Origin of the sequence: Mediterraneibacter massiliensis (assembly GCF_001487105.1) — a bacterium.
GTDB lineage: Bacteria > Bacillota > Clostridia > Lachnospirales > Lachnospiraceae > Mediterraneibacter > Mediterraneibacter massiliensis.
In genome coordinates this window covers 461376-478353 of the sequence record NZ_LN913000.1, presented here as the reverse complement: position 1 = coordinate 478353, position 16978 = coordinate 461376, and the positions used below count along the sequence as shown (strand labels likewise).

15 protein-coding genes are annotated in these 16978 nt (G+C 43.0%); 4 read left to right on the top strand and 11 right to left on the bottom strand.

Annotated elements, in window-relative coordinates:
* Positions 1–16: 16 nt before the first annotated feature.
* The 11 genes from BN3282_RS03035 to BN3282_RS02985 form a co-directional block, all read right to left on the bottom strand.
* Positions 17–937: a lipoate--protein ligase gene (locus BN3282_RS03035; RefSeq protein ID WP_059066642.1), complete on the bottom strand. Its 921-nt coding sequence runs from the start codon at positions 935–937 to the stop codon at positions 17–19.
* Positions 937–2580, bottom strand: coding sequence for a dihydrolipoyl dehydrogenase (gene lpdA / locus BN3282_RS03030; protein ID WP_059066641.1), 1644 nt, complete (start codon positions 2578–2580; stop codon positions 937–939). The genes BN3282_RS03035 and lpdA overlap by 1 nt, the downstream gene beginning before the upstream one ends.
* Positions 2581–2634: 54 nt before the next feature.
* Entirely contained in the window at positions 2635–3078 is a 444-nt protein-coding gene (locus BN3282_RS03025; RefSeq protein WP_059066640.1) for an OsmC family protein, read from the bottom strand.
* 214 nt (positions 3079–3292) lie between these two features.
* Positions 3293–4201, bottom strand: coding sequence for a thioredoxin-disulfide reductase (gene trxB, locus BN3282_RS03020; protein ID WP_059066639.1), 909 nt, complete (start codon positions 4199–4201; stop codon positions 3293–3295).
* A 15-nt stretch (positions 4202–4216) separates the two neighbouring features.
* Positions 4217–6625, bottom strand: a complete 2409-nt coding sequence (locus BN3282_RS03015; protein ID WP_059066638.1) for a ribonucleoside triphosphate reductase — start codon at positions 6623–6625, stop codon at positions 4217–4219.
* Between the two features lie 151 nt (positions 6626–6776).
* Positions 6777–7472 (bottom strand): anaerobic ribonucleoside-triphosphate reductase activating protein, encoded by a 696-nt coding sequence (locus BN3282_RS03010; protein WP_059066637.1) that lies wholly within the window; start codon positions 7470–7472, stop codon positions 6777–6779.
* The gene (locus BN3282_RS03005) at positions 7472–8074 is read right to left on the bottom strand and encodes a TetR/AcrR family transcriptional regulator (RefSeq protein ID WP_059066636.1); all 603 of its coding nucleotides are present in this window, start codon (positions 8072–8074) and stop codon (positions 7472–7474) included. The genes BN3282_RS03010 and BN3282_RS03005 overlap by 1 nt, the downstream gene beginning before the upstream one ends.
* 1 nt (position 8075) lies before the next feature.
* The gene (proC, locus tag BN3282_RS03000) at positions 8076–8870 is read right to left on the bottom strand and encodes a pyrroline-5-carboxylate reductase (RefSeq protein WP_059066635.1); all 795 of its coding nucleotides are present in this window, start codon (positions 8868–8870) and stop codon (positions 8076–8078) included.
* A gap of 23 nt (positions 8871–8893) precedes the next feature.
* A complete protein-coding gene (locus tag BN3282_RS02995; RefSeq protein WP_059066634.1) occupies positions 8894–9163 on the bottom strand; it encodes an acylphosphatase in 270 nt (89 codons plus the stop codon).
* Positions 9164–9241: 78 nt separating this feature from the next.
* Positions 9242–11617: a trans-4-hydroxy-L-proline dehydratase gene (hypD, locus tag BN3282_RS02990; RefSeq protein ID WP_059066633.1), complete on the bottom strand. Its 2376-nt coding sequence runs from the start codon at positions 11615–11617 to the stop codon at positions 9242–9244.
* A gap of 15 nt (positions 11618–11632) precedes the next feature.
* Positions 11633–12538: a trans-4-hydroxy-L-proline dehydratase activase gene (locus BN3282_RS02985; RefSeq protein WP_059066632.1), complete on the bottom strand. Its 906-nt coding sequence runs from the start codon at positions 12536–12538 to the stop codon at positions 11633–11635.
* Between the two features lie 398 nt (positions 12539–12936).
* Between BN3282_RS02985 and BN3282_RS02980 the strand changes: the two genes are divergently transcribed.
* From BN3282_RS02980 to hydF, 4 genes are all read left to right on the top strand, one after another.
* The gene (locus BN3282_RS02980) at positions 12937–13185 is read left to right on the top strand and encodes a TM1266 family iron-only hydrogenase system putative regulator (RefSeq protein WP_059066631.1); all 249 of its coding nucleotides are present in this window, start codon (positions 12937–12939) and stop codon (positions 13183–13185) included.
* Between the two features lie 18 nt (positions 13186–13203).
* Complete coding sequence (gene hydE / locus BN3282_RS02975) at positions 13204–14253, top strand: [FeFe] hydrogenase H-cluster radical SAM maturase HydE (RefSeq protein ID WP_059066630.1); 1050 nt, start codon at positions 13204–13206, stop codon at positions 14251–14253.
* 36 nt (positions 14254–14289) lie between these two features.
* Complete coding sequence (gene hydG / locus BN3282_RS02970) at positions 14290–15711, top strand: [FeFe] hydrogenase H-cluster radical SAM maturase HydG (RefSeq protein ID WP_059066629.1); 1422 nt, start codon at positions 14290–14292, stop codon at positions 15709–15711.
* Between the two features lie 62 nt (positions 15712–15773).
* Positions 15774–16961, top strand: coding sequence for a [FeFe] hydrogenase H-cluster maturation GTPase HydF (gene hydF / locus BN3282_RS02965; protein WP_059066628.1), 1188 nt, complete (start codon positions 15774–15776; stop codon positions 16959–16961).
* The last annotated feature ends 17 nt before the right edge of the window (positions 16962–16978 follow it).

The following is a 16978-nucleotide window of genomic DNA, read 5'->3' as shown; positions in this document are numbered from 1 at the left end:
AGAAGATTTCCCCATTCTATATCCATATTGATTTAATGATATTTTCAATATATAAATCCTTATAGATTTTTCCCAGTAAATTGACTTTTAACTTTTCAACTTTTTTCAAGTCCAACGTATCGCTAAAAACATCAACATTATTAATTATATCATTATTTATATAAATATCAAGGGTTAAGGGTTTTCCTTTTATTATAAAAACACGCTGTATTTGTGCTTTTTCTTTTTTGCCAAATAGCCATTCATGACTTTTTAACATTTTACATGTATGTATCTCATCCGAATGTACGACATGTTTGATGAATCTTGCGTTTGTATATATGTTTTTAAACGATATAAGCAGACTGTTTTTTAAACTTTCGACAGAAATAGAAGAAACCAATTCTTTTAAATTTACGACCCGGCTTTGTACAGATTTTATCCCCTTGCCAACAAATTTACTCATATCAGGTGTTAAGCATTTTAAAAGCATGGATAAATCAAGATCTATCATTAAAGTACCATGAATTAAAAATTTTTCTTCATCCTCGAGCCAGGCCATTCCTGAAAATTTTTTTCCATTTGACAATAAGTCATTTCTACCTTTTAATTCTGCTTCAACCCCTTCTTTTTTTAACGCATTTAAAATGATACGCATCCATTTATCTACATTTTTATTTTTCTGATCAGATATAAAAGTAAAGTTAAGATTACCTAAATCATGATATACACAACCTCCGCCAGTAAATCTTCTTACCGGAAGAATGTTTTGCTCCTTAATATATTCTAAATCCAGCTCTTTATATATATTTTGATTTCTTCCCATTACGACGCAAGGTTTGTTTTGCCACAATAAAAAAATAACTTCATCCTCTGACAAATGATTATAATAACTATATTCCCGTGAGATATTGGTATAAGGATCCGTGGAATTCAAAACAACAATTTTTGCATCCATTACATATGCACTCCTCTGTCAATTAGAGCAAGACATGCTTCATGGATTACTTCCGCAGTTGTCGGATGAGCAAATACAGTATGTGTCAGTTGGGTAACTGACACATTGTTTTTCATAGCTATTGTAATACTGGCAATTAAGGAGGACGCATCCGGTCCACAAATTACAGCTCCCAATATTTCCCCTTTTTCTGATGTCAGAAGTTTTATAACTCCCTTGTTTTGATTCATAGTCAATGCTTTACCATTTGCAGTAAATGGAAATCGACAAGATTTATATTTCCTGTTCTGATTTTTTAAATCTTGCTCACTATAACCTATAACCGCTATTTCCGGATCCGTGTATACAACGGATGGTACATGTATCTCTTTTACTTCTCTTTTTTCTCCCAGCATATGATCAACAGCCGCCATAGCTTCATGCGATGCTAAATGGGCTAATTTTAACCCGGAGGACACGTCGCCAATCGCATATATATTTGATACATTTGTCTGTTTATATTCATTGACTATGATACTGCCATTTTGAGGATTAAACTTAACAGATGTATTTCCGAGGCCAAGTCCATCAATATTCGCTTTTCTGCCCGTAGACATCAAGACCTTCTCAGCAATCGATGAATACAGTTTTCCATTTTTTTCAAAACTAACTACATACTTTTTTTCTACAGTTTCCTTAATACTTACTACTTTACTTGAAGTGCTTACATGAATATTTTTTTCTTTACATACTCTTTCCATTTCTCTACCGGCATCCGGATCCAACATTGGCAAAAGGCGGTCTTGAAACTCTACAATATGTACTTTTGAGCCAAATGTATTATATATAAATGCAAATTCTGATCCGATCACCCCTCCCCCGATCACCAAAAGTGTGTCTGGTATTTTGTTTAAACGTAAGGCTTCTGTCGAATCGATCACACCATCCAGATCATATCCTTCTACTTTTAATGTATCCGGCACAGATCCTGTAGCAATGATAATATTTTTTGCCTGTATTCTTTTATCGCCAACTTTTACTAATTTGTCATTTATAAATTCAGCTTTTCCCTCAATGCAGTCTATCTTATTTTTATCAATTAGATACTCTATGCCTGAAACCAATGTATCTACTACAGAATTTTTCCTCTGTAAAACTTTTTCGATATTAACAGACGCATGAAAATCTCCTTCTATACCAAATAAATCCATTTCTTTTAATGCATTATAACAATGAGCCGATTGGACAAGAGACTTCGTTGGGATACATCCCATGTTTAAACAGGTTCCTCCAAGTTTAGATTTTTCGGCCAATACTACATCCAAGCCTCTTTTGCAGGCATAAATGGCTGCAACATATCCTCCGGGTCCGGCGCCTATAACCAACAAATCCTTTTCCATGGTCTTAACATCAGCTTCAACTTTTACTTGTAAAATTTCATCCAGCAATATCAACACTTCATTTGCTGTTACTTCTTGACCTTCTTCTACAAGTATCTCTTTAATGTAGCCGTCTGCACTGGCTTTTATCTGCCGATTGCCTTTTGCTGTTTCTATTGAGCACAAAATTTGATCTTTTTTAACTTTTTCGCCTACATTAATATCGATCTTACCTACAATACCAGGCTTTTTACCTGGGATTATAGGGACTTTTACTTCTATCATAGCATATATATCCTCTTCAAATAGAGGGCTGTTATCAAACAGCCCTAAGTAAATCTATTCTACAACTACTTTTGTTAATTTCATTGGTACTCCATTTTGTAAGCAATCTCCAACGGGGCATCTGGACTCGATAAACGCAGCATATTTTTCTAATTCTTCTTCACTCGCATTGGATTTAAAATGCATAGAATAACGAATTTCTTGATAACCGTTTCTTACACCTTCAGCAAGCCCCATAAAACCATCAGGATCCAAATCTCCTTCAAGTTCTACGTGAAAGCCTTCAAGATGTATTCCATTCGCTTCTGCAAATGCAAATGCTACTATTGATTGGCAAGATCCTAATGCACATAATAAAGCTTCAACCGGATTCATGCCAGTATTTGTGCCGCCCAATCCTTCCGGTTCATCCATGATTAGCTTAAAGCCTCTGGCTTCAGATTCCACTTGTAAACCTGCTGTTGTTTTTCTTGCAATTACCCTAAAGGTTTCTTTCATTTTTTTCTCCTTTCTTTTGCTTCTTCCCAATGCATTTTTCTTAGCTAGCTAATACTTAGTATACTATGTTTTCTTACCACTAACATATAGTATTGTCTAAAAACTGTCAACCTTTTTGCAAATTTTTCGTTTTTTATACAAAAAAGGTTCTTCTATGACTCCTCATAGAAGAACCTTATATATTTCTGTTTTAAAAAATCCGATTTTCCAGTTCTTACTCTCCCGCCAAATATTTGCATGCCGCCAGTCCCGCTACAGCACCGTCCGCTGCCGCAGTCGTAAGCTGCCGCACTTCTTTTGTCCGGCAGTCCCCTGCCGCGAATACACCCGGACAGGAAGTCAGACAATCCTCTTTCGCCTCAATAAAGCCCCCTTCATCTAACTCCACTAACTCTTTAAATCTGTCATTCTGCGGAATATGCCCGATCGCGACAAACACGCCGGACACTTCTATCTGAAAATCTTCCTCTGTCTTTTTATTATGCAGGATAAGACCTTCCACCATAGATTCTCCCAAAATGTCTTTTACTGTAGCGCTTAAAACAAACTCTACGTTTTCCTTTTCTTCTAGACGTTTCACCAGACTCTTTTCACCGCGAAATTCATCTCTTCTGTGTACCAAATATACTTTCCGGCAGTAATTAGACAAAAACTCTGCGTCCTGAAGAGCAGTATTTCCGCCTCCTATCACTGCCACATCTCTGTCCCTAAAGAATGCTCCGTCGCAGGTTGCACAGTAGGAGACTCCTGCGCCCACCAGTTTTTCCTCTTTCTCTATCCCAAGATGACGATGAGTGACTCCTGTCGCAAGAATCACCGAACGGCATGGATACGCCTTTTCGGAAGTCTCCAGGACAAACATCCCTTCTTCTTTTGTCACTGTACTTACTTGATCTACTACTGTCTCTGCCCCCAACTTCATCGCCTGATCTAACAAATTCATGGAAAACTCACTGCCGCTTACACTGGCTATTCCCGGATAATTCTCCACGTTTGTAGAAGAAGTGATCTGTCCACCGAAATTTGTCCCTTCTATAATAACTGTCCGCTTCCCAGCACGCTGTCCATAGATTGCCGCTGTCATCCCGGCTGTACCGCCGCCTATGATTCCAATGTCATACATACTCTGCTGCCTCCTTTATTTTTCTTTCTGTTCTTTTTCTGCATATGCTTTGATATTAGAGGCATTCGCCAGTTTCTTTATCTCCTGCTCCTGTACGATCACCAATGTCGGCGCCTGCATAACTCCGTATTTCTGCGCCAGTTCCATATTCTCCTCTGCATCCACGATCTCATAAGGGATCTGTGCTTTTTTCAAAGAATTTACCGCTATTTTGCAGTTTGGACAAGTCTTGGTGGTAAAAAGAAACGTCTTTGTCTCTTTCTCGCCTTCCTCTATATCTGCTGCCTTCTCTCCTGCCGTCTGTATGCTTCTTTCGTATTCTGCCGCTGCTTTTGTTTTTATCTTCATGTGAGAATTTGTAATATCATATACCTTACGCTCTTTAAATTCCTGTGTCTTTCCATCATTCCAGTTCTTTACCGGACGATAGTATCCTGTAATACGGCTGTACACTTCTGTTTCTTTTCCACAGATCGGACATTTATACTGTTCTCCCGATAGATATCCGTGATTCTGACAGATCGAATACGTAGGTGACATCGTGTAATACGGCAATTTGTAATTTTGTGCGATCTTTCTTACCAGCGCTGCCGCTGCCTTCCAATCCGGAAGCTTCTCTCCCAGAAACGTATGAAATACCGTACCGGACGTGTATAAAGTCTGCAATTCATCCTGAATATCCAAAGCCGCAAATACATCTTCTGTGTAGCCTACCGGAAGATGAGAGCTGTTCGTATAATAAGGTGTTCCATTACACTCCGCTGCCGTAATAATATCTTTAAACTGCGCCACATCATGTTTTGCCAGTCTGTAGGTCGTAGACTCTGCCGGAGTCGCTTCCAGATTATATAGATCTCCATACATTTCCTGATAATCAGACAGACGTTCACGCATATGATTGAGCACATTCTTTGTAAATTCCTGTGTCTCCTCATGGGTCATATCCTTACGTATCCATTTTGCATTTAAGCCTGCCTCGTTCATCCCGATCAGACCGATCGTAGAAAAATGGTTGTCAAAAGAACCCAGATACCTCTTTGTATAAGGATATAATCCTTCATCTAAAAGTTTGGATATAACCGTCCGTTTGATGTGCAGAGACCTTGCGGAAATATCCATCATACGGTCCAGTCTCTTATAAAATTCTTCCTCATTTTCCGATAAATATGCGATACGCGGCATATTGATCGTCACGACCCCGACTGATCCCGTGCTCTCACCGCTGCCAAAGAAGCCGCCGGATTTTTTACGTAACTCACGTAGATCCAGACGCAGACGACAGCACATACTGCGCACATCGCTTGGTTTCATATCACTGTTGATATAATTGGAAAAATACGGTGTCCCATATTTTGCTGTCATTTCAAACAACAGCCGATTATTCTCTGTATCAGACCAGTCAAAGTCACTTGTGATCGAATACGTAGGGATCGGATACTGAAACCCTCTTCCTTCAGCGTCGCCTTCGATCATTGTCTCGATAAAGGCCTTATTGATCATATCCATCTCCGCTTTACATTCCCCATATGTAAAGTCCTGATCTTTTCCGCCTACGATAGCCGGGATATTTTTTAAGTCCTCCGGTACTGTCCAGTCCAGCGTAATATTGGAAAATGGAGCCTGTGTTCCCCAGCGTGACGGAATATTCACACCATAAATAAACGATTCAATACATTTTTTCACTTCCGGATAGGTCAGATGATCTGCCTTCACAAAGGGGGCAAGATACGTATCAAAAGAGGAAAACGCCTGTGCTCCTGCCCACTCATTTTGCATGATTCCTAAGAAATTCACCATCTGGTTGCACAGAACACTCAAGTGCTTTGCCGGCGCAGAAGTGATCCTTCCCGGAATCCCCCCAAGCCCTTCTTGTATCAGCTGCTTTAAAGACCAGCCTGCACAGTATCCTGTCAGCATAGAAAGGTCATGGATATGTATATCTGCATTTTTATGCGCTTTTCCAATCTCCTCATCATAAATCTCGGAAAGCCAGTAATTTGCCGTGATCGCGCCGGAATTACTCAAAATAAGTCCGCCTACGGAATAGGTCACAGTAGAATTTTCTTTTACACGCCAATCCGTGATTTTCACATAACTGTCCACAATTTCTTTATAATCCAAAAGGGTAGAATTTAGGTTTCGGATCTTTTCTCTCTGCTTTCTATACAAAATATAGCCTTTTGCCACATCTGCGTAACCCGCTTTGATCAGCACAGATTCCACACTGTCCTGGATATCCTCCACAGACACCAGCTCATCTTTGATCTTGGGCTCAAAGTCTGCCGTTACTTTCAGTGCAAGCAAATCTATGATATCCTGGTTATATTGTTTCTCCTGCGCCTCAAAAGCCTTCCGTATCGCTTCGCTGATTTTTACCAGATTAAATTCGGCAATCTTCCCATCCCTTTTTGTTACCTGATACATATTTTTATTCCGTCCCCTTTCTTTTTAATAATATTTACATATTGTATTTCGTCAGACACTGTATCTATTGTATCATCCTTCTAAAATCATGTCAATCAAAAACACCAATATCTAGTTTTTGTTGCCAAAACAATACACTAGATATTGGTGTTTATTCAACCCCTCGCAATTCTGCGTTCGGTACATTTTTTCTGACGATCTCAAGCGCCTGTTCCATAATTTCTTTCGTATATCCCCGCAGTCCCGGAGCGATCAGATCCCCGGAATCTTGAAAGCTTTGCAGATAATATTTTTCCGCTCCTCTTATCCATCTTCCAATCGCCGCAAAATCTTCTCGTTTATGAAATTCTCTTACAACAGTGGTGCGAAATTCATACGGTATGGAACCCGAGAGGAGAAACTCTACACTTTGCAGTATATTTTCCAGATCATATTCCTCGATTCCGATAGTCACTCCATATTTATCAGGCGCATTTTTAATATCCATTGCTACATAATCCAGTAATCCTTCTTCTGCCAGACGCTTAAGCAACAATATGTTGCTTCCGTTTGTATCCAACTTGATCAGATAGCCAAGATCCCGTATCTTTCTTATAAATACTTCTATATCCGGCTGGAGCAGCGGCTCTCCTCCTGTTATACATACCCCGTCCAGAAGTCCCCGCCGCTTTTTTAAAAAGGCAAGTACCTCCTCTTCAGGTATATCATTTTTTCTGTCTACATGTGTCACTAACGAAGCATTGTGGCAAAACGGACAGCGGAAATTACAGCCTGCCGTAAAGAGCGTGCAGGCCACCTTTCCGGGATAGTCTAAAAGCGTCAACTTCTGTAGTCCTTGTATCACCATTATGCTTCCTCCGATTTTTGTCTGAAATACGCCAACATAACAGGCATATATTCCTTCGTGTAAGCATGCAGAGAATAACTTCCCTGATTTAAACACCAATCTGTTATCAACGCCCTCTCACACAAAGAATAATATCTCACGATCTCACTGACCGGCTTGTCCGTGCGTATCTCTCCCCGCTTTTGCCCTTCCTCCGCAATCTCTGTGATAAGCTGATAGTATACTCTGTTTTTATCCAGAAGATGACGGTTGCCTTTAAACGTAAGCTGCGTAGAATACAGAGAAGTCAAAAGATCAAGCGGGATCTTTTTCTCAATCATCTCATGTGCTTTTTCATTTAGATATAACAGCTTATCAAAACTGTTCATAGACGGTTCCATCCTGGCAGCCAATTCCTCATAGAAATCATCTAAGACATTGGACAATGTGCCAAGCAGTTCATCTTTTGTACTGAAATAGTAATAAAAAGACCCCTTGGAAGTTCCCGACAGTGCGATGATATCGTCCACTGTCGTCTGATCATACCCTTTCTCATAGAACAACTGCCATGCCGCAGATACGATCCTAGTCTTTACGCTTTTCTTTTTCTCTTCCTTATCCATGTTACATCTTCCTTGAAACTTCCGCGCATGTCTTCATCGCTTCTATTACAGCACTTCTGAAGCCCTTTTCTTCCAATACCCTCACGGCCTCTATCGTAGTACCTGCCGGCGAGCAGACCATATCTTTCAATTCTCCCGGGTGTTTTCCCGTCTCCAACACCATCTTTGCACTGCCATACACTGCCTGCGCCGCGAATTTATACGCCTGTGGTCTTGGCATTCCATCCGCAACAGCCGCGTCTGCCATTGCCTCGATCAGCATAAATACATAGGCAGGAGAACTTCCGCTCGTAGAAACGACCGCATCCATGAGTCTTTCCGGAATGATCTCTACCTTTCCAAAAGCCTCTAATATCTTCTGCACATACGCTTTTTCTTCCTCTGTCACAAATTCATTCGGGCAGGCAGCCGTCATTCCTTCGCCCACCATGGCAGGCGTATTTGGCATTGTACGAACGATCTTTACCTCTTTTCCAAACTGCTCCCGCAGCCAGTCCAGCGTCTTCCCCGGTGCGATCGTGATCACGATCTGCTCTTTTGCAACAACATCTTTTATTTCCGCTATCGTCTCTGCATAAAACTGCGGTTTTACAGAGAGAAGCAGTACTTCTGCTTTTGAAGCTACCTCCCGGTTATCTCCCGTCACGCAGATGCCATACATATCCTGCACACGTTTTCTTCCTTGTTCGCTTATATCTGAGCCCATTATCTCTTCCGGTTTAAAAATCCCTTTTTTGATAATGCCTCCCATAATAGCACCTGCCATATTTCCTGTTCCGATAAAGCCCAGTTTCATCTTATTTTTTCCTCCTTCAGCCTTTATTTTACGTAGAAACCCCTTTCTTCCTCCAACGGAAGTTCTATAGTATCCATCCATTCAATCGAAATAAAATGTCCGTTATTTAAACCTTTTAATAATTTATGTATCAAAGCTTCCCGGCCCTGGATCTCCATTGTCACAGTGCCGTCCCATTCATTTTTCACCCAGCCGGTCAGCTCCAAAGACTGGGCAAGATATTTCGCAGTATAGCGAAAGCCCACTCCCTGTACTCTGCCGTGGAATACAATATGCTGTCTTACTTCCGACATGGTCCCACCGTCCTTTTCTTATCATTCTATTACGAATTTCAAAAAAAGTCACTACCCTGCCGGAAGTTCTTCTATCATTTAGTGAAAGCTCTGTTCCGTCCGCTCAATAATCTCATCCTGCAAAGCCTTGCTTAGATTCCGGAAATGATCGCTGTATCCTGCAACTCTGACGATTAAATCTTTATAGTCGTCCGGATGCTTCTGTGCCTCTATCAGCGTCTCCTTATCGATCACATTAAACTGGATATGATGTCCGTCCATATTGAAATACGTACGGACTAGGTTCGCCATCTGATCAAGGCCTTCCTCGCCCGCCACCACACTCGGTGTAAACTTCTGGTTCAAAAGCGTGCCTCCCGTCTGGAGATGATCCATCTTAGAGCACGATTTTACGACTGCCGTCGGTCCGTTTATGTCCGCTCCTTTTTCCGGGGAAATCCCTTCTGAAACAGGCTTATGTGCCAGGCGGCCATTGGCGCTCGCCATCATAACTTCCCCAAAATATACATGACAGGTAGTCGGCAGCATATTGATACGATATGTCCCTCCCAGCATATTCGGTCTGCCAGTCACCTGTTCCCGGTAGTACGCAAATACCGCCTTCATAATGTCGTCAGCATAATCGTCGTCATTGCCATACTTCGGCGTTTTATTCCTTACCAGGTTTAAAATCCTCTCATGTCCTTCAAAATTATCTTCCAACGCTTCTAACAGCTCTGCCATTGTAAATTTCTTTTCATCAAATACATTATATTTGACTGCTGCCAGACAGTCCGTGATGGTTCCGATCCCCACGCCCTGTATATATTTTGTATTATATCTGGCGCCTCCGCTATTGTAATCTTTTCCTTTGCTGATACAATCATTGGTGATCACAGATAAAAACGGAACAGGCATATGCTCTGCATAAATCTTTTCAATCACATTACTTCCCTTGATCTTAATATCCAGGAAATAGGCAATCTGTTTTTTATATGCCTCAAATACTTCCTCATATGTCGTAAATTCTGTCACATCGCCTGTTTTGGGTCCTAACTGTTTTCCTGCCACTTTATCATATCCGTTATGCAGTGTCAATTCAAAGATCTTAGGCAGATTAAAATAGCCTGTCAGGATATATGCTTCATTTCCGAAAGCCCCCGTCTCCACACATCCGCTTGTTCCGCCTCGTCTTGCGTCTTCCAGCGATTTTCCAGCATTGAGCAGTTCCTGTATGATCGCCTCGGTATTATAAAAGGCAGGCTGTCCCCAGCCTTTTCTAGAAATTTCGCAGGCGCGTTTTAAGAATTTCTGCGGCGTCTTTTTACTGATCTGCACATTTGAACTTGGCTGCAGCAGTTTCATTTCATCCATGCAGTCTAAGATCAGGTAACTGACGTCGTTAACACCATTTTCCCCATCCGGCGTGATGCCGCCTGTATTCATATTGGCAAAATCTGTATACGTCCCGCTCTCTTTCAGCGTGATGCCCACTTTTGGAGGAGCCGGCTGATTGTTGAATTTTACCCACAGGCACTCTAATAACTCTAGGGCACGTTTCTCGTCTAAGATCCCTGCCTCTATATCTCTTTGGTAAAATGGATTTAAGTGCTGGTCAAAGCGTCCCGGACTGTACGCATCCCATGGATTTAATTCGCTTGTCACGCTTAAGTGTACAAACCAGTACATCTGGATCGCCTGCCAGTACGTCTGCGGTCTGTGTGCCGGAACGACATCACAGTTGGCAGCGATCTGAAGCAGTTCTGCCTTTCTTGTCTCGTCTCTTTCTGTCTGCGCCAATTCCCTTGCATATGCCGCATATCGTTCTCCCAGAACCATGATCGCGTCACACGCGATCTTCATTCCTTCTAGTTCATTTTTTTTATCATATGCCTCTTTGTCATTTAAAAAGTCCAGTCTATCGATCGCTTCCTCGATCTCTTTTTTATAATCTAAAAACCCCTTCTCATAGATTTTCACAGAACCCACTGTATGTCCCGGTCCCCGCTGCTCCATAAATTCTGTAAAAATACCGCTTTCATATGCCGCCTTCCATTCCGGCGTCATCTGCCGCAGTATTTTATGACGGATCGAACGTTTTTCCCAGTAGGGAATCATCACTTCTTCCTGTACTTGATAATCTTCTTCTCTCACTTTAAAACTGATCAGTTCCCGGTCATTCATCACACGCATATCATCTACAGTATGACAGCACAATTCGGGAAAAGTAGGCGCAGCCTGGGGAGAATCCCCTTTCTCTCCCACGATCAGCTCTCCCTCTCCGATATAGAGTGTCTTTGTCGCAAAATACTCTTTGAGCACCTGCGCCCGCAGTTCTGGCACCGATATTTCCCCTTCATATTTTTGATATGTCCTTGTCTCGCTTTTTGCCCGTTCCAGGTCAATATGTGCCTCTGTATCCAGGCTGACTTTTCTCAATTTTTTGATTCTTTCATTCATTCCTCTTTCTTCCATCTTACCCATCTCCTTTTATCCACCTATTTTTACTTTATATCCTGCTTCCTGAAATAAATCTGCAAATGTCTGCATTTCTTCCCCCGATGGGGCACAAAGTGCGTCTCCCTCATACGCTCTGCCCAGCCTTGCATATTTTGCGCTTCCCGTATTGTGATACGCAAGCAGATTGATCTGCAAGACCCGGATCTGTTTTTCTTTCAGATAGGAAAGGATCGCCCTCATACTCTTTTCATCCGCATTAACTCCTTTGATCGTCGGTATCCGTATATATATATCTGCGCCCGCATGATTGAGATATTCCAGATTTTCCAGTATCTGTTCATTTCCAAACCCCATGTACTTCTTATGTACGGCTGTATCCATGGTCTTTATATCATAAAGAAATAAATCCACAAAGGGCAGAAGTCTTTCAAAATTTGCGCGAGGCGCATAGCCGCACGTATCTATCGCCACATGGATCCCGGCGGCTTTCAGCCTCTTTGCCACTGCCTCCACAAAATCCATGTCCGCAAGCATCACCTCGCCGCCGGACAGTGTCACCCCGCCGCCAGACTCTTCGTAAAACATTTCGTCCTTTTTCAGCTCTTTTACAAGGTCATCCACTGTATATTCTTTTCCCGCAATCTCCCGCAGATTCAGATTACAAACTTCCGTACATCTTCCACACGCTGTACAGATCTCTCTGTCTGTCCATGCCTTGCCTTCCTGTATGCACACGGCATGCGCAGGGCAGATTTCTACGCATGCTCCGCATCCAACACAAGATTCCGTGTGGCAGAGCAGCTCCCGTCCGGTATTTTGCGTCTCCGGATTGTGACACCATTGACAGCGCAGAGCACAGCCTTTAAAAAATACAGTCGTACGGATCCCATCCCCATCATGGATGGAATACTTCTGTATATCTGTGATCAAGCTCATTTCTTTTTTCCTTTCTCATCTGTTGATTTTTCATTTTAGACTATTGTTTGTACTTTAGTCTAATAATACCATACAACTGCGTAAGTTACAATAGGAAAAAGAATCGGTGCCGCAGAAAAATCTCCGCTGCGTCAGCTCTGTCTTATATTTTTTAACACCATGTCGCCTCTCTTTTTGAATACATAGAATATATCTATGCAAAACAACTCTATGATTGTATATTTTTCTTCCCTATGCTATACTATACTCATACTTTTGTTCTGATTACAAAGGGATTTCCTAAGTAAGAAGGCACATATAGGAAAAGCTGACAGGGGAGTCCCCTGTTTTTGTCATACCTGTGCTTTCTGGGCACAGGTATTTTTTTCTCTGATTCCATCTATGAGAGGAGGTTTTCCATGGATACCAGGATTGCTTTGATCGGTATTGTAGTCAATTCCAATGAAGCCATAGACGATCTAAATCATCTATTGAGTCAATACTCTGCCTACATTATCGGCAGAATGGGAATTCCTTACCGGGAAAAGGGAATTTCTATCATTAGTATCACGCTTGACGCTCCCAGCGACGTCATCAGCGCCCTGTCCGGAAAGCTGGGCATGCTTCCCGGAATCAGCACAAAGACAATCTATGCAAAACCAAAATAACAAACAGCAGGAGTTACTATGGACAATATGAAAATTTTGATCGACAAGCTTGCCCGTGCCCATACTCTCTCCAAAGACGAATGGGTACAGCTTATTCGGGGCAGAACGAAAGAAAACAGCGAATATCTGTTTTTACTGGCACGAAAATTTCGTGAAAAATATTACGGACACGACATCTATATACGCGGGCTGATCGAGTTTACCAATTATTGTAAAAACGACTGTCTCTACTGCGGCATTCGCAGAAGTAATAAAAACGCTCGACGCTACCGGCTCAAAAAAGAAGAAATCCTTTCCTGCTGCCGCACAGGTTATGCGCTTGGTTTTCGTACTTTTGTGCTCCAAGGCGGAGAGGATGGCTATTATACCGACGAAGTAATGGAAGATATCGTAAGTACGATCCATAGCTCCTATCCCGATTGTGCCATTACTCTATCCATTGGAGAACGCTCCCTTGAAAGCTATCAGCGTTTATTTGACGCCGGTGCCTCCCGTTATCTGCTGCGCCACGAAACCTTTGACGCTTCCCACTATGCCAGGCTGCACCCTGCCGCTTTAAGCGCTGCGAACCGCCAAAAGTGCCTGTGGGATCTAAAAGAGATCGGCTACCAGGTGGGAACAGGTTTTATGGTAGGTTCTCCTTTCCAAACACCCGAAAATCTGGCAGATGACATGCTCTTTTTAAAAAGGCTGGATCCACATATGGTAGGGATAGGACCTTTCATTCCGCACCAGGAGACGCCTTTTGCCAGAGAACAGGCGGGTACGCTTTCCTTAACGCTCTTTATGCTCGCACTCATCCGGGTCATGCTTCCCAAAGTCTTGCTGCCTGCTACAACAGCACTTGGCACCATAGCGCCGGACGGACGAGAACAGGGGATCCTCGCCGGAGCAAACGTGGTAATGCCCAATCTTTCCCCGCAGGATGTGCGCAAAGATTATCTGCTCTACGATAATAAGATCTGTACCGGGGATGAAGCGGCAGAATGCAGACAATGCCTGGAACGCCGCATGAACAGCATCGGTTGCCGCACCGTCGTTGCCCGCGGAGATTCTTTAAATATTTAAAACCATTGCTTAATAAAAATGAAGGAGGATGCAACTATGTATGATGTACATTCAAAACATGCCGAAGACTTTATCAATCACGAGGAAATCTTAGAAACACTTGCCTATGCCGACGAAAACAAACATAATGCCGCTTTGATCGACACTCTGATCGAAAAGGCGAAGAAACGAAAAGGACTCTCCCACAGAGAAGCTTCTGTACTGCTTGCCTGTGACTTAAAAGAAAAAAATGAAGAAATCTTTCGTCTGGCAGAACAGATCAAGAAAGATTTCTATGGAAACCGCATCGTTATGTTCGCTCCGCTCTATCTGTCTAATTACTGTATCAACGGCTGTACCTACTGTCCTTATCACGCAAAAAATAAGCATATCGCCAGAAAGCAGCTGACACAGGAAGAGATACGCCGAGAAGTCATCGCACTGCAGGATATGGGCCATAAACGTCTTGCCCTGGAAGCCGGAGAGGACCCGATACGCAATACAATGGATTATTATCTGGACTCTATCAATACCATCTACAGCATTAAGCACAAAAACGGCGCGATCCGGCGGGTCAATATCAATATTGCTGCGACGACTGTAGATAACTATCGTTTATTAAAAGAAGCAGGGATCGGAACATACATCTTATTCCAGGAAACCTATCACAAAGAAAGCTATCTAAAATTACATCCGACAGGTCCAAAGCATGACTACGCGTATCACACCGAGGCAATGGACCGAGCTATGGAAGGCGGTATCGACGATGTCGGAATCGGCGTTTTATTTGGTCTGGATAAATACCGCTACGAATTCGCCGGACTTCTGATGCATGCAGAACATTTAGAGGCTGCTTTCGGTGTAGGACCACATACGATCAGTGTTCCCCGCCTGCGTGACGCGGATGATATCGACTCCTCCTCATTTAAAAACGGTATTGATGACGATACTTTTGCCAAATTAGTTGCCTGTATCCGTATCGCCGTTCCTTATACAGGCATGATCATCTCCACAAGAGAAAGCCAGAAAACAAGAGAACGGGTGCTGCACCTGGGTATTTCTCAGATCAGCGGCGGCTCCCGTACCAGTGTAGGCGGCTACTGTGAGCCGGAACCGGATACAGAAAAGTCAGAACAGTTTGACGTGGTCGATACAAGAACACTCGATGAAGTCGTCTGTTGGCTGATGGAGATGGGCTATATTCCCAGCTTTTGCACTGCGTGCTACCGTGAAGGAAGAACCGGAGATCGTTTCATGTCCCTGTGTAAAAGCGGACAGATCCAGAACTGCTGCCACCCGAACGCACTGATGACGCTGAAAGAATATCTCATGGACTACGCTTCTCCAAAAACAAAGGCAATCGGCGACGCGCTCATTGAAAAGGAAGTCTTCAATGTCCCCAATGAGAAAGCACGCTCTGTGGTGCTGGAAAATCTGCGGCTGATCGAACAGGACAATCGCCGAGATTTCCGCTTCTGACACAACAAGTCTTTCACGCAGATATACGCAGCACAAATACATACTGCAAAAAGGAGGATCCTATGAGCAACTTAAATGCCACACCGTCTGCTAACCGCCTTCATATCGGTATTTTCGGCAGGAGAAACGCTGGAAAATCCAGCATCATCAATGCGCTCACCGGACAAGATCTGGCAATCGTATCCGATATACAAGGAACCACTACCGATCCTGTCTTAAAAGCTATGGAGCTTCTGCCTCTGGGCCCCGTCGTCCTGATCGATACTCCGGGACTGGATGATGAAGGAGCATTGGGGGCGCTCCGTGTCAAAAAAGCCTTCCAGATGTTAAATAAGACAGATATTGCCGTTCTCGTAGTAGACGCCGGTGTGGGACTAACAGAAAAAGATCGGGAGATTCTACGCAAAATACAGGAAAAAGAAATCCCCTATGTCATTGCCTACAATAAATGCGATAGGACGCCTCTCTCCCCTGCGGCAGAAGAAAATGTCATACACGTCAGCGCCGCAACCGGAAAGAACATACACCAGTTAAAAGAACTGATCGCCCGCTGTGCTGCGACAGAAAATATCGACAAAAAAATCGTAGGCGATCTGCTCTCTCCCGGCGATTTTGTCGTTCTTGTAGTCCCCATTGACTCCGCAGCGCCAAAAGGACGTCTGATTCTGCCGCAGCAGCAGACGATCCGAGATATTTTAGATTCCGGCGCTGTTGCCGTTACTGTCAGGGACACAGAGTTAGAAGATACCCTGCGGCGCTTGGACAGACAGCCTGCTCTTGTCATTACCGACAGTCAGGTATTTGAACAAGCTGCCGCCGTTACTCCGCCCGATATCCCCCTTACTTCTTTCTCTATCCTATTTGCCAGATATAAAGGGGATTTGAAAATTTTGACTGAAGGCGCCGCTGTTTTGGATGAATTAAAAGAAAATGACACGGTTCTCATCTCTGAGGGGTGCACGCACCACCGGCAATGTAATGATATAGGCACTGTCAAACTGCCTAACTGGATCCAAAAACATACAGGCAGACAGCTCCGTTTTGCCTTTACAAGCGGAACGCAATTCCCGGATGATCTGTCCCCTTATCAGCTCGTCATCCACTGCGGAGGCTGCATGCTCAATGACCGAGAAATGAAATACCGCCTTCGCTGCGCAAAGGATCAGGGTATTCCGATCACCAATTACGGCACTGCCATCGCGCACATGAAAGGGATCTTAAAACGCAGTACAAGTATATTCTCTCTATAGAATTTTTTACACATTAA

Coding starts and splice junctions, on each gene's coding strand:
- proC (WP_059066635.1), bottom strand. CDS start 8,870: ATGAAACTGGGCTTTATCGGAACAGGAAATATGGCAGGTGCTATTATG.
- BN3282_RS03015 (WP_059066638.1), bottom strand. CDS start 6,625: ATGTATCAGGTAACAAAAAGGGATGGGAAGATTGCCGAATTTAATCTG.
- BN3282_RS03025 (WP_059066640.1), bottom strand. CDS start 3,078: ATGAAAGAAACCTTTAGGGTAATTGCAAGAAAAACAACAGCAGGTTTA.
- BN3282_RS03010 (WP_059066637.1), bottom strand. CDS start 7,472: ATGGTGATACAAGGACTACAGAAGTTGACGCTTTTAGACTATCCCGGA.
- hypD (WP_059066633.1), bottom strand. CDS start 11,617: ATGGAAGAAAGAGGAATGAATGAAAGAATCAAAAAATTGAGAAAAGTC.
- hydE (WP_059066630.1), top strand. CDS start 13,204: ATGGACAATATGAAAATTTTGATCGACAAGCTTGCCCGTGCCCATACT.
- hydF (WP_059066628.1), top strand. CDS start 15,774: ATGAGCAACTTAAATGCCACACCGTCTGCTAACCGCCTTCATATCGGT.
- trxB (WP_059066639.1), bottom strand. CDS start 4,201: ATGTATGACATTGGAATCATAGGCGGCGGTACAGCCGGGATGACAGCG.
- BN3282_RS02995 (WP_059066634.1), bottom strand. CDS start 9,163: ATGTCGGAAGTAAGACAGCATATTGTATTCCACGGCAGAGTACAGGGA.
- hydG (WP_059066629.1), top strand. CDS start 14,290: ATGTATGATGTACATTCAAAACATGCCGAAGACTTTATCAATCACGAG.
- BN3282_RS03035 (WP_059066642.1), bottom strand. CDS start 937: ATGGATGCAAAAATTGTTGTTTTGAATTCCACGGATCCTTATACCAAT.
- BN3282_RS03005 (WP_059066636.1), bottom strand. CDS start 8,074: ATGGATAAGGAAGAGAAAAAGAAAAGCGTAAAGACTAGGATCGTATCT.
- lpdA (WP_059066641.1), bottom strand. CDS start 2,580: ATGATAGAAGTAAAAGTCCCTATAATCCCAGGTAAAAAGCCTGGTATT.
- BN3282_RS02985 (WP_059066632.1), bottom strand. CDS start 12,538: ATGAGCTTGATCACAGATATACAGAAGTATTCCATCCATGATGGGGAT.
- BN3282_RS02980 (WP_059066631.1), top strand. CDS start 12,937: ATGGATACCAGGATTGCTTTGATCGGTATTGTAGTCAATTCCAATGAA.